Consider the following 12868-nt stretch of genomic DNA (forward strand, 5'->3'; position numbering starts at 1 on the left):
GATAGCGAACCAGCCGTTCTTGGCCCGGTTGACGACCGCAGCCCGGGCACGGCACGTATCAGGATGAAAGATGGAAGAACCTGTCGGGTGTAAGGACGTCCCGACATATTCATGTCTATGGGGAGGGCTGTCGATGCCGTTAACCGGTCGTGAAGCGGAGCTGGCCCGGCTGGACGGGTTGATCGGGCGGGCAGGCGGCGGCGTACCGGTGATCGTCGCGGTGCGGGGGGAGCGGGGCGTCGGCAAGAGCGCGCTGCTGGAGGCGGCTGCGGCCCGCGCCGCGGACGCGGGCTTCCGGGTGGGGACCGCCGCCGGGGGACCGGCCGTGCGGGACGCCCTGTTCGCCACGGCCCGTCAGGCCCTCGGCCGCCCGGACGACGGGACGGACACCCTGGACGGCTACGTCGCCCGCGGCCGGGAGGTCATGGCCCGCACGCCCCTCGCGCTGTGCGTCGACGACCTCATGGACGTGGACGCGTCGTCGGCACGGTGGCTGACGGCCCTGGCCTCGCTCGACCGGCCCGTACCGCTGCTGATCGTCGCAGCGGTCGGCGACGAACCGGCAACCGGCCGGACCGCCGGCGCGGCCGAACTCCTCGGCCGCGCCGAGCACCTGGAGCTGACCGGCCTGCCCGAGGCCGGGATCGCCGATTTCGCCGCGCGGCACTGCGGCCTCACCCTCGACGCCGCGGCCGCCGCCGTGTGCCACGAACTGACCGGCGGCAACCCCGGTCTGCTGCTCGCCCACCTGGCCGGCCGCCCCGGCACGGCCGTCACGGCGCGGGAGCTGCGCGGCGCGGCCGGACCGGAAGCGCTGCGATGTACCCGGCGGTGGCTCGACGACCTGCCCCGACCAGCCCTGGCCATGGCCAGGGCTGTCGCGGTTCTGGGCGACAGCGCGGAGGTCGCCCACGCCGCCGCGCTGGCCGAGCTGCCGGTGCCGGACGCCCTGCACGCCATCGACGCCCTCGTGGCCCGGCAGGTGCTCGCCAACCGGGTGCCGCCGGCGTTCCGGCACCCGCTGCTGGGCACCGTGGTGCTCGCCGGGATGCCCGTCGGCTCCCGGATCGCCGCGCACCTGAAGGTGGCCCGGTTCATGCGGGACGAGCAGTGGGGCGCGGAACGGGTCGCCCAGCAGCTCGCCGCGGCGGGCCCGACCGGGCTGGACTGGGCGGTCGAGCCGCTGCGTACCGCGGCACGCAAACTGCTGCACGAGGGGCGGGCCGAGGAGGCGAGCCGCTATCTGCGGTGTGTGCTGCGGGACCGGCTGCCCGCGGACGTCCGCTCGGCCGTCCGGCGTGAACTGGCCGAGGCCGAGACCTTCGTCGACCCGGACCACGCACTGAGCGAACTGGACACCCTGCTGCGCGAGTCCGAGGACCCCGAGGCTTGCGCCGAACTGGCCCTGGACGTGGCCGGCATGCTCATCGACCGGGCCAGGCCGGCGGACGCCGCCTCCGTACTGGACGAGACGGCCGAACGGATCGGCGCCGGCCACCCGGCGGCGGTGCGCAGACTCACCCTCCGGAAGGCGACCGTCTCCCTGCTCGACGCGGCCGGCCCCTCGGCCGAGGCCCGGCGGCTGGCGGACGCGGACACCGGCGCACCGGGGCCGGCCGAGGGCGGACGGAGCAGGGAACTGGCCAACCTGCGGGCCGCGATCGCCGCCGACCGGGGAGCGGACCGGGAAGCGGCCCTCGCGCCGGCGCGCGAGGCGCTGGCCGGCGCGGAGGGCGGCGACCTCGGGCGCCTCTGGCAGAGCTGCGCGACCCTGATCCGCGCCGACGAACTCGTCGAGGCGCGGGCCCACTGCTGGCGCACCGGCAGGCTCAGCCGCGCCATGTCGGGCCGGCGGGCCGGGCTGGCGGCGGACATCTTCCGCGCCCGGATCTGCCGGGTCGCCGGGGACCTGCCGGGTGCGGTGGCGATCCTGCGGCCGGTGGTCGAGGAGATCGGCCCCGGCAGCGCAGCGCTGCCGACCGTCACCGGCTTCGCGGTGGCCGGCCTGGTGGAGGCGCTGGCGCACTCGGGCGACCAGGACGAGGCCGCCGCGCTGCTGGCCGCGCACGGCCTCGCCGACCACGGCCCGGACGACGACCTGCGCGGCCGCTACGAGGGCCCGTACCTGCTCGCCGCCCGGGCGGCCCTGTGGCGGCTGCGCGGGGAGCCGGGCCGCGCGGCCGGGGACCTGCTGGCCGCCGGGCGGCAGTTGGTGCGCCGGGGCGCCGTCAGCCCGGCGGTGCTGCCGTGGCGCTCCCGCGCGGCGCTCGCCCTGGCCGCCGACGGCGCCACCGACCGGGCCGAGACCCTGGCGCGCGAGGAACTGGAGGCCGCCCGCCGCTGGGGGACGCCCCGCACGATCGGCGTCGCCCGGCACGCCCTGGCGATGACCCGGTCGGGGGAGCGCAGGCTGATCCTGCTGACCGAGGCGGTGCGCCACCTCGAAGCGTCGCCCGCCCGCCTGGAACTCGCCGTGGCCAGGGCCGACCTGGCCGCCGCGTTGCGTGCCGCCGGACGGCCGGCCGAGGCGGACCGCGAGTGTGCCGCGGCGCTGGCCCTGGCCGGTGAGTGCGGTGCCGCGCCGCTGGTCCGGCGGCTGCGCGCGGCGCCGGAGCCCGCACCGGCCCACGACAAGCCGGTCCGTACGCATCCGCTGCTGACCCCGCAGGAACTGAAGATCGCCGGGCTGGCCCGGAGCGGACACACCAACCGGCAGATCTCGCAGATGCTGTTCCTGACCATGCGTACGGTGGAGTTCCATCTGTCCGGTGTGTACCGGAAGCTGGGCATAGCAGGGCGCCAGGGACTGGCCGGGGCGATCCCGGCGGAGCCGTCCGCCGAGCCGCCGGAGGACCTGGCACGCCCGGCGGCCCAGCCGGCCGACGGCCGCACCCGTCACGCCGGACCCGAACCGTGCTCCTGTTCCCGGGCCCTGCCGCCCGGGCAGCCGTGCGCCGACGCCCCGGTCCGTCCGTCCAGGTGGCACGTCGTCCCCCGGTCCGCGGAGCTGCGGCCCAGCCCGTCGAGGTGACGGGCGGGCCCGCCGCACGGGAGCGGCGGGCCGATGGCGACCGGCGGGCCGGGAGGGTGCGGCGGGCCGATGGCGACCGGAGGGTCCGGAGGGGCGGCGGACCGTCGGCTTGCGGCGGGCCCGGGGGGTCAGCGCACCGGCAGCGACGGCAGGTCGGTGACGATCCGGCCTGCCAGGAAGCGCAGGTGGTTCTCCTCGCTCAGGGTCAGCCCGAGCCGGTTGTTCGCCAGGTGCGCGCAGCGCAGCAGGATCAGCGTGGTGGCCGGGTGCGGCAGCGCGGCCAGGTCCGGGCCCTGGTTCAGCGGCGAGCGGGCCCACTCGGAGGTGAACGCGCCGGAGTCCTCCCAGCCGCTGAGCCGGTCCCGCAGCTTGCGCAGCGACCGCAGCCAGTGCGCCTGCGGGGTCGCCCCGGCGGGGTCCGGGGCGAGCCGCCACACGCGGAGCGCGCGCTCCCGCAGGTGTTCCCGCCGGGCCAGGTAGTGCTCTTCGGTGGCGGCGGGTTCGGTGCCCTCGGCGAAGGGGATCAACGGCTGCCCGCTGTCCACCCACTGGGCGCGCAGTTCGTCGCACAGGGCCAGTACGGCCAGCATCAGGTCCAGGGCGATCAGCGCCCGCTGCTGATCGGTCGTACCGGCGGCGATCAGCGCCAGGGCCAGTTCGCTGGACTCCTGGAAGTGTTCCTCGGTCGCGGCCATGGCCGGGCCGTGCCCGTACACCGCGTGCTCGCGCTGGTACGGCAGGAACTCGACCGTGTTGTTGGGCCGCAGTTCCCGGTCGTGGTCCGGGAGGTCCTCCAGGGCGGCCAGTTCGCCGGCCAGCCCGGCGTACCGAGTGCGGTCCACCGTGCCGGGCGCCGGGTGGTCCCGCAGGTACGCGCCGATCGCCGTGGCGGACCGCTGTCGTACCTCGTGCGAGGCCGCCGTACCGGTGGGCAGGAACCGCAGCCGTACGTGCGGGCCGCCTTCCCAGTACCGCAGGAAGAAGTACCGGTGCAGCAGCCCGTCGGCGGACAGCTCCTTGACCAGCGGCCGCAGACAGCCGGTGAGCAGGGCGTCGTGGCCGGTGTCCTGGAAGACGTGGGCGCACACCCAGTCGGACGCGTCGGCGGTGCCGGGGTCCAGGGGACGGTCAGCTACGGCCATGGTGACCGACCTCCACGAGGTGTTCGGTGACGCGGACACCGGCGTCGCCGTAATGCGGCGCGGCGGACGGGTCGGGCAGGGCTTCCTGAAGGAACAGCAGGTTGCCCCGCTCGGCGAGCATCCGCTCGAACAGTCCGGTCAGGAGCAGGTTCGCGAAGTCGATGTACAGCGGTTTGCGTGACTTGAGCTGCCAGACGTTGCCGTCGGTCAGCATGGACGGGTCCAGCGCGCGCACGAAGCAGCGCTCGGGGATGCCGTGTTCGCGCAGCCAGGCGGCCAGCCGCAGCAGGTACGGGCGGTCCGCCTCGCCCTTGGCGCGTACCGGTGCCTCGTCGGTGCGGAACACCCACTGGCGGCGGCTGACCGTGACCGTGCCGATCGTGATCCTGGGCTCGTGCAGCAGACCCTGCTGCGTGGCGGGGGAGATGTCGCCGAACATCCGCCGCCCGGGGATCAGCAGCGTCGGTGTGTCGCCGAACGCCTGGATCAGCAGCCGCATCGCCGGCGGCAGCCAGAACTCCGCGATCAGGCTGGGGTGCACCGGCCGCACCTCGCGGTCGCGGGTGCGCGACCACAGCACGAGGAGGTCCAGCACCGGGTCGTGGCGCACCTCCAGGTCGCGCAGCGGGATGCGCCGCTCCGCCGGGCGCGGGCTCGCCGCGCCGGGGTAGTCGATCTCGTCGGTCATGGTCAGGTCGCGCAGGCCCACGTTGCTGCCGTAGTGGCGGCAGGTGTCCGCCAGGATGACGTCGCCGGGCGGGCCGGACGGTTCGCCCGCCACGGTGACACCGGCCTGGCCGAGCAGCCGCCGGATCCGGTCGCGGCCCCGCCCGTGGCCCGCGTTGACGGCGTTCACCACGAACCCGGCCGGGTCCTCGGGCCCGCCGGTCAGCTGACCGTAGAACGCGACCGAACCGGGCGGCCGCATCCACGCGGGCCAGCGGTCGGCCAGCGCGGCCAGCCGCGCGGGGTCGACGTGCACCACTCCGTCGGCGTCCGGCCGCGCGTTCAGGGCCGCGTCGGTGAGCCCGGCGCGTATCCGCAGCAGCTCCTTGATCCGGGGCAGCGGGCTGTCGGCGAGCGGCGCGTAGCCGTGCTGCGAGACGGACAGCAGGCCGGGCAACTGCGGGTCCGTGCGCATCTCTTCCTGGACGGCACGGTGGAACGCCAGGAACGGCACGCCCGCGCCGGCCCCGAAGCGCGTGGAGAACAGCCGGGCCAGCGCCACCCGTCCGGGCAGCGCCGGGTCGAGCGCCGCGTAGCAGCGGCGGACGGTGTCCAGGTCGCGCAGCACCGGTTCCCACGCCTGCCGGTCCTGGGCCGGAGGCGGCCCGACGAGCAGGGCGTTCTCGATGATGTAGTTCTTGGGCGGCACGATGACGTGCTCCGGGCCGACGAGTTCGGCGACCCGGCCCAGCGCCCGGTGGATCTCCTGGTTGCGCCGTTGGCGGGCGTCCGGGTCGGTCAGCTCCGGGTACCCGTCCAGCAGCGCGGCCACCTCCTTGAGCCGCGCCGACACCTCGGCCAGCTCCGGGCCGCCGGTGTCCACCCACGCCCGCAGCTCGGCCAGCGGGTCCGCCGCCTGCTCGGAGAACGGGGGCACGACCTCCAGCACACCGACTTCGGCGAGCCGCGCGAGATAACGCTCGGCCTGCTCCGGGGAGGCGCCGCTCCGTGCGGTCAGGTGGGCGGCCACCTCGTGCCGCGGGCGGGCGCCGTCGGAGAGGAAATCCAGGCACGCCTGGACCGGCGCGGACACCGGCAGGGTGCGCAGCGGCTCCTCCTCGCCGGGGCCCAGGAACTCCCAGTGGCCGTCGGCCGGGTGGGCGCTCGGGTTGACCCGCAGCCGGACGGCGGGCGCCAGGGCCGGGTGTTCGCGCAGCCGCCGTACGAGCTGCTGGACGAGCCACAGGTTGATCTCGACGGTGTCGCGCACCGCCGGTCCGCCCGCGTCCGGGCGCGGCCCGTCCCACCGGCCGAGGCCGCTGACGGTGAAGGTGCTGAACGGGCTGGTCTTGGCCGCCACCCGGGCGAGGTACTTGGCCAGCCGGAGCGCCAGCTTGCGGTCCGGCACGGCGCCTTCGGGACGCGCCAGCCACTTGCGCAGTTGTTCGTGGAGGACCGGGCTGCCCTGGATCAGGCCGTGCCGGAACACCGGCTGCGCGGCCGCCTCGCGCAGGACGGCGTGGCGGTCGGCCGCGTCCTGCGGGAGCAGGTCGTCCAGCGCGGCGGTGTCGGCCCGGTGGGCCGCCAGCAGTTCCGCCCACCGCTCGACGTCCGCCACCACCGCGGCGGGCAGGGCGGCGCGCACCTCGTCGTTCCAGCAGCGCTCGCCCGGCGTCCGCTGGTTGTGCACCGCCCGGCGCAGCGCGACCAGCGCCGGTTTGACGCCGGTGTCCTGTCCGATCAACGCGTAGAGCGCGTCGGAGAGTTCCGCGCCCCGCTCGGCCAGTTCCCGCGCGCCGTCGAGCAGCGCGCCGGTCCGCCGCCACACCTCGTCCGACCGCAGACCGTCCAGCACCGACACCGGCAGACCACCGATGCGTACGCCGAACGTGTCCGCGACGTGGAAGCCACTCATCGTTGTCCCTGCCTTCGCGTGCGGGTCGGTTCTGGTCGTGCGGAGAAGGGGCCCCGGCCGTACGGGGAGTTCGGGGAAGGGGACGGCCGGGGCGTCACGGGAACGGGTGCGGATGCGGGTTGACGTCGGCCGGCTCCAGCGGCCCGTCCCGGTACCCGAGCCGGGCCGGCAGGTCGTACAGTCGGGGCAGTCCGTGGGTACGGCGCATCCGGTGCCCGAAGGTCATCGGCAGCAGACCGGGAATGATCACCTTCGCGCAGGCGAAGCCGGCGGCGCGGTGCTCGTCGGTGGTCTGGTCGACCACGATCACGTCCAGGCCGCGGGCGGTGAAACGCTCGACCACCTCGGCGAGGTCGTCGCGGAGGTCCGCGTGGCGCGGCCGGCAGGTGGCGCGGGCGAACGCCTCGGCCACCGGCCGCGCCGTCTCCTCGCCGGGCAGGAAGGCGAACCGGTCGTAGGCGTCCGGATGGCAGTACAGCAGCGCGTGGTCGCGCATCTCCCGCACCTCGTGCGGATCGGCGACCATGCCCTCGATCCGGCGCAGCTCCTCGCGGTAGGCGGCGCGGTTCCAGCCCAGGTTCGCGGTCAGCTCCAGCAGACCGTTGAGCAGCGCCTTCTCGGGTTCGACATGGGCGCCGGCGGCACAGATCGCGGCGGGCTCCGACCCGTCACCGGGGTGTACGGCCATCACCCAGGACGTGGCGATGCCGTGCTCGGGCGTGGTGGCGAACGCGGCGACGCGGTGTCCGGTGTCCTGCCGGATGCGTTCCACCAGCAGCCGGACCGCCGGGTCGGCCACGGTGTCCAGGTCCACCCGCGGCACCGGCAGCCGGGCGTACCAGGTGAGCAGGAAGGCGTCCCGCTCGGCCAGCTCCAGGATGCCGTGCAGCGCGGCCTCCTCCAGGCAGCCGCCGAGGGCGCAGCCGTTGGAGACCTCGTACGCCAGCGGGCGGGCCGTGTCGTTCCCGTGCCGGGTGCGGTAGTAGGCGTAGTCCTCGGGCACCAGCACGGGGCCGCCGCGGCCGAAGGAGTGCCCCCACACCCAGTTGATCTCCAGGTCGGGGGTGAACGCCGGATAGGGGAACTCCGGGTCCGCGTAGCGGTCCGGCGGGTACAGGCCCAGGTCGGTGGGGCAGACAGCGCGGTCGGCGACCTGCTCGTAACCCGCGCGCACCGTCGTGCGCCGGCCACCGGGCCGGGCGCCGCCCAGCCGCTCCAACGCCTCGGCCAGCGCGGTGCGTTCGCAGCCGGTGTAGTCCAGGCCGCGGCCGAAACCCGCTTCCTGGATGCCGTCGGGCAGCCGCAGCGGTGCGGAGACCATGGGGTAGGCGTAGTCGGTCCGTACGTCGAGCTGCTGGACGATGCCGGTGTGCCCGTCCACGTAGGTCCGCAGCAGATCGTCCCAGCCGGTGTCGAGGCTGCGTACGCGGTAGGTGTCCCGGTCGAGTTTGGGCCGCGGTGTGTCCATCAGGACCGGCGGCCCGTCGTCGGGGAGGCTGCCGCAGCGGGGGCAGCAGGGGTCGGGCAGGAAGGGGTGGGAGTCGGCGGTGAGACCGGCCAGACCGATGAGGGTGATCGCGTTGCGGGTGCCGGCGCGCTCCGGGTCGTCGAGCACGGCGGTGGCTTCCGCCTCCACGAAGGCGGCGACGGTGTCGCGTGCCCAGGCGGACAGCAGCGGGGACGGCCGTCCGGCGAGCTGATCGCCGTGCCGGCGCAGCAGTTCGGCGCGCGGGCTGTCCTGCCCCAGGGCCCGCTGCCTGCGGGTACGGGCGCACTGGGCGCATCCAGGACGCCCCGGCAGTTCGAGCGGCCCGATGACCACGTTGCCCAGCTCCACCCGGACGGGCAGCCACGGCAGGTCCGGGCGGCGCGTCCGGTCGGCGTCCTGCCAGCCGTCGTCCACGGTGAGCAGCCCGGCGCACCGGTCGCTGTCCTCGGCGGCCGGCGGGTGCCGGCGGGAGACCGCTGCGCGGACCGCCTGGGCGAGCAGCCCCTCGCCCCGTACTGCGAGTCCGGTCGGCCGCTCCGGCACGATCGCCTCCTGCATCCTTCGCACGTCCCGTCTTCCCAGTCCCGTCAGTGGCACCGGGCCGTGCCCGACGCGCGGAACGCGCCGGACACGGCCCTGTCGTGCAGCCTGATCAGCAGCAGCAGCAAGAACAGCAGCTCGCGGGCGAGCCCTTCGAGGTGCAGTTCGAAGCGCCGATCTCGACCATGGCGTGGCCGACGTTGATCGACTCCAGGGTGGAGCCGGGCGCGGTCGGGAGAATGTCGAGCTGGTCCACGCTCAGGTCATCGAGGTCCAGCACCAGGTTCGCGTCCATGACGTGTCCCTCCTTCCTCTGTGGGTGACGACTGCGGGCGGCGGTCGCCCGCTGTCCGAGCCGATTCTGTGATCCACGGGGGTCCCGGGTCTCTACGGAGGACCCGTAGGGTCTGCCGGGCGCCCGCGGCCTACGGTGCCTGTGGTCACCAGGCCAGCGGGGGTTCGTACTGGGAGGTGGCCTGCCGCCGGCCCAGCACGATCGCGAAGATCGGTACGTGCGCGTCCCCGCCGCCCAGCAGCTCCCGCACGACCCGGTCGTCGTACCCGTTGGTGATCCGGGCCGAGAGGCCCTCGGCGGCGGCCAGCACGCTCAGCCGCTGGGCCACGATGCCGCCCTCGTGGTGCAGGACGCGGTAGCCGCGGTCCCCGAACCGGCGGGCGCCCTCGTAGCGGTCCACGGTGAGGAAGACGACCGCGTTGGCGCGCGCGGTGTTCACCGAGGGGGTGCGGTCGCACAGCATGGCCACCGTAGGCCGCCCGTCGCGTCCGGGTACGGGGACGAGTGCGGTGGACGGGTCCAGCCGGTACAGTCCTGCGGCCCGGCCCGTGGTGTTGAGGGCCAGTACGTGGCAGTCCAGCAACGGCCGCAGCGGCGTGCCGCCGTGGTCGGAGGGCACCGGGTCCAGCGCGTACCGCAGGAGGTCCGCGAGCTGCTGTTCCGGCAACGCGGCCCGGTCCGGCTGGAACATCCGCCCGCCCGAGTCCCTGCGCCGCAGCGCGTCGCCCAACTCGACGCTCCCCGGCGGCCGGCCGTCGTCGGCGAAGGGCTCCGCAGGGCCGTCGGCGGGCTGGTGGAAAGGGGCCGGGGCGACCGGTTCGAAGCGCGCCGCACCGGTCAGCCGGCTTCCGGCGTCCAGTGCGGTCAGCCGGGACCAGCGCGCCGCGTCCTCCTGGCTGGTACGGACATGCTCCGTCACGAGGGGCGCCAGGTCCTGCGCCGGAGCCGCGGCCCCGCCGCCCCGCGCCCCGATCTCCAGCACGGCGAACGCGGTCTCCTCCGTGCCGTCCAGGCCCAGCGCCCGGTTCACCGGCTCGTCCAGGAACCGGTGGTGGACCCGGGCGTCCAGGCCGAGTGCGCCGGCCACCAGCAGGGCGTTGCCGGCGACCATGCCGGACTCCTGCGCGCACAGCCGGTAGGCGTAGTCGCGGTACCGGAAGGCGGTCTTGCGGAAGTACGCGGAGAGCAGCACCAGCGCGACCGTGTCACGGCCCTTGCAGGCCACCGCCGCCCGCAGCTCCTCCGGGATGCCGCCGGGCCGCAGCGCGGTCAGCGCGTGGTGGAGCGGGTCGTAGTGGTAACACCCCGCCGGTACGCCCCCGGTGTCGCCGTCCAGCCACACGTACAGTTCCACCGGGTAGAAGCAGCGCGCCGACGCCACCAGCCGGTGGTACGGCCACGCGGCCTGCGGGCCCAGCTCCATCCGGCCGAGACCGTAGGTGTGGTGCAGCAGCGCGGACAGCGTGCTCCCGTCCCAGGGCCTGCGCGGCGGGCCTTCGGGGTGCCGGCCCCGGAAGCCGGGGAACGACCAGCGCGCGTCACCGATGCGCCGGGGCGGGGCGGCCAGCACGTGGCGGGGCAGCCCGCGGTAGGTCTTGCTCGGCAGCGGATCGTCCGGCCCGCCCTCGGAACCGTGGCCCTCGGCGAACAGCTCCCGTACGCCCTCGAAGGTGTCGTACCAGAACCGCAGCCCCAGCGCTCCGGCCTCGTCGGTGGCGGCCCCGGTCATCCGGCGAGCACCACCCGTACGACGTTCGGCAGCACCTCGTGCACGGCCGGGTCGTGATCGAGCGGTACCACGACCGGGGACCGCCCCCGCGAGGCCAGCGCCTCCACCAGCGCGGGCAGGTCCGCGTCCGCCGGTACGGCCGCGCCGCCCGGCCCGCGCGGCGGCGCGCCGAGTCCGGGGACCGGCTGCGGAGCGTACGCGGACTCGCCGGTCAGCTCGGACTGCCGGTCCAGCAGGACCAGTTCGAGGCCGTCGGTCACCGCGTCGGGGCCGCAGGTCACCCCGACCGGCCGGACACCCTGCCACCAGGCCAGGACCGGCACACCGAGCGCGGTACCGATGTCGGCGGCCGTGACCTCGCCGCCCGCCGGACGCAGCATGTCCAGGTGGCGGCGGCCCGCCTCGTCCAGCGAGGCGCCTGCCGCGTCCAGCCGGACCGGCTCGGCCGCGCCCGCCCGTACGTCCTCCACCGCGAGCCGCGCACACTGCTGTGCCACCGCCGCGGTGACCGCCCCGGTCCAGTCGAGCGCGGCGGCCACGCCGGGTCCTGGCGTGAACACGTCCCCGGCCGGCACCGTCGTGACCTCCTTGCCGGCGAGGTCCCAGCCCCGTACCGAGCCGTCCTCGGTGAAGCGCCGGGGGTCGGGCGCCGTCACCGCGTACCGGGCCAGCCCGCGCAGCGCCGCCCGCTGCCGGGCCTCGGCGAAGCCGGTGCCCCAGCCGAAGACCCGCTCGCCGGTCCCCTCGGGCCGTACCGCCTCGGTCACGTTCAGCGGAAGCTGCGTGAAGTCGCCCTCCTCCAGCGCCCGCAGCACTCCCGTGTACCGGTCGAAGCAGGCCGCGGCGCGTGCGGAGAACTCCGCCGGGAGCAGCGCCTCGGCCGAGCGGAGCCGTTCGACGCGCTGCCCGAACTCCTCGGCGCTCTCCTCCGGCGCTTCCACCGCCGACGGGTGGGGGAGGAAGGGGTGCGTCGAGGTGCGCAGGGTCTCCAGGTCGATCCGGGTCAGTGTCGGCGGCCCGTCGTCCCGTGCGCCCGTCAGCGCGGTGAAGCAGGCCAGGCCCAGGTGACCGGCGACCACCGCAGCGGTCGGCCCGGTGAGGAAGGCGCTGGGCCGCGACGGCTCCGGCGCCGCGAGGCGCTGCCAGGCCGACGCCCAGGCGGCGCCGGACGGCCCCAGCCACGCCACGTCGTCCAGCACGACCCCCTGGACCAGGAGCTGACCGGCCCGCTCGCACAGCCGGTGCAGCCGTACGGCCCGGTCCGTCACCGGCGCCGAGGACACGTGCAGCACGGCGTCGGCGCCCTCCAGCGCCGCCGCGAGTTCCGCGTCGGAATCTCCGGACAGTACCGTCCGGATCAGCTCCTGGTCCGGGTCGCGCCGCTCGGACCCACCGGTCAGTTCGGTCAGCCGGTCCTCGTCGGTGGGGAACTCCGGGGTGCACACGGCGCGCAGCCGCCGGACACCCGAGTGCAGCGCCGAAGCGATGAGCGCCGTGAACGCGGGTCCGGCTCCCAGCACCACCACCGAGCTGTTGCGGTACGTCTCGAAGCGCCGGGCCGCCGAACCGCGGTGGTACTCCACGAAGGCGATCTCCGGCGCGTACGTCTCCAGCTCGCGGTCGGTCAGGCCGTGCGGCTCGTCCGCTTCCGCGTCGGTCAGGCAGCCGCCGTCCTCCAGGCGCTTCAGCAGGGCCGCGACCACGGCCCGCTTGTCGTCCGGCAGGCCGCGCAGCAGGTTGTCCAGGGTGGTGGTGCCGTTCAGGTGCGGCGCCAGCCGGTCCACCCACTGGTAGATGGCGCCGCCCCGCAGTTCGAGGTTGGCGCCGGCGCCGAACAGGTGCACCCCGTCCGCGGTGGGCACGTACAGCACATCGGGCTTGAGTTTCGGTCGCATCGTCTGTCCTCGGGGTCGGCGGATCGCCCCCGAGTGTCACCACCGCCCGCGCGACACGTCTCTACGGCCGGACCGTAGACCGACCACAGTGATCGGTCCGCGGTCCGGCGGCGGGCCGCCGACAAAAAAACTCCGTACGCCGTACGCGGAAAGTGTGGGAGAGTAC

At 75.2% G+C, this 12868-nt stretch carries 7 protein-coding genes; 1 reads left to right on the plus strand and 6 read right to left on the minus strand.

Going from position 1 to position 12868, the window contains the following annotated elements; all coding sequences use genetic code 11:
* Positions 1 to 133: 133 nt before the first annotated feature.
* Positions 134 to 3031: a LuxR family transcriptional regulator gene (locus AB0A97_RS22080; protein WP_361152532.1), complete on the plus strand. Its 2898-nt coding sequence runs from the start codon at positions 134 to 136 to the stop codon at positions 3029 to 3031.
* 128 nt (positions 3032 to 3159) lie between these two features.
* On the opposite strand, the gene AB0A97_RS22085 is transcribed toward AB0A97_RS22080, so the two are convergent.
* The 6 genes from AB0A97_RS22085 to AB0A97_RS22110 all read right to left on the minus strand — a co-directional run bounded on the left by AB0A97_RS22085 (position 3160) and on the right by AB0A97_RS22110 (position 12702).
* A complete protein-coding gene (locus AB0A97_RS22085; RefSeq protein WP_361152535.1) occupies positions 3160 to 4173 on the minus strand; it encodes a lantibiotic dehydratase C-terminal domain-containing protein in 1014 nt (337 codons plus the stop codon).
* Positions 4160 to 6754, minus strand: a complete 2595-nt coding sequence (locus tag AB0A97_RS22090; RefSeq protein WP_361152538.1) for a lantibiotic dehydratase — start codon at positions 6752 to 6754, stop codon at positions 4160 to 4162. The genes AB0A97_RS22085 and AB0A97_RS22090 overlap by 14 nt, the downstream gene beginning before the upstream one ends.
* A gap of 94 nt (positions 6755 to 6848) precedes the next feature.
* The gene (locus tag AB0A97_RS22095) at positions 6849 to 8801 is read right to left on the minus strand and encodes a TOMM precursor leader peptide-binding protein (protein ID WP_361152721.1); all 1953 of its coding nucleotides are present in this window, start codon (positions 8799 to 8801) and stop codon (positions 6849 to 6851) included.
* Between the two features lie 94 nt (positions 8802 to 8895).
* Positions 8896 to 9078, minus strand: coding sequence for a hypothetical protein (locus AB0A97_RS22100; protein WP_125043509.1), 183 nt, complete (start codon positions 9076 to 9078; stop codon positions 8896 to 8898).
* Between the two features lie 145 nt (positions 9079 to 9223).
* Positions 9224 to 10807, minus strand: a complete 1584-nt coding sequence (locus AB0A97_RS22105; protein ID WP_361152541.1) for a SagB family peptide dehydrogenase — start codon at positions 10805 to 10807, stop codon at positions 9224 to 9226.
* The gene (locus AB0A97_RS22110) at positions 10804 to 12702 is read right to left on the minus strand and encodes a hypothetical protein (RefSeq protein WP_361152543.1); all 1899 of its coding nucleotides are present in this window, start codon (positions 12700 to 12702) and stop codon (positions 10804 to 10806) included. Before AB0A97_RS22110 ends, AB0A97_RS22105 begins: the two co-directional genes overlap by 4 nt.
* Positions 12703 to 12868: the final 166 nt, after the last annotated feature.

This window comes from Streptomyces sp. NPDC045470 (genome assembly GCF_040646595.1).
Lineage (GTDB): Bacteria > Actinomycetota > Actinomycetes > Streptomycetales > Streptomycetaceae > Streptomyces.

Coding starts and splice junctions, on each gene's coding strand:
- AB0A97_RS22080 (WP_361152532.1), top strand. CDS start 134: ATGCCGTTAACCGGTCGTGAAGCGGAGCTGGCCCGGCTGGACGGGTTG.
- AB0A97_RS22085 (WP_361152535.1), bottom strand. CDS start 4,173: ATGGCCGTAGCTGACCGTCCCCTGGACCCCGGCACCGCCGACGCGTCC.
- AB0A97_RS22090 (WP_361152538.1), bottom strand. CDS start 6,754: ATGAGTGGCTTCCACGTCGCGGACACGTTCGGCGTACGCATCGGTGGT.
- AB0A97_RS22095 (WP_361152721.1), bottom strand. CDS start 8,801: ATGCAGGAGGCGATCGTGCCGGAGCGGCCGACCGGACTCGCAGTACGG.
- AB0A97_RS22100 (WP_125043509.1), bottom strand. CDS start 9,078: ATGGACGCGAACCTGGTGCTGGACCTCGATGACCTGAGCGTGGACCAG.
- AB0A97_RS22105 (WP_361152541.1), bottom strand. CDS start 10,807: ATGACCGGGGCCGCCACCGACGAGGCCGGAGCGCTGGGGCTGCGGTTC.
- AB0A97_RS22110 (WP_361152543.1), bottom strand. CDS start 12,702: ATGCGACCGAAACTCAAGCCCGATGTGCTGTACGTGCCCACCGCGGAC.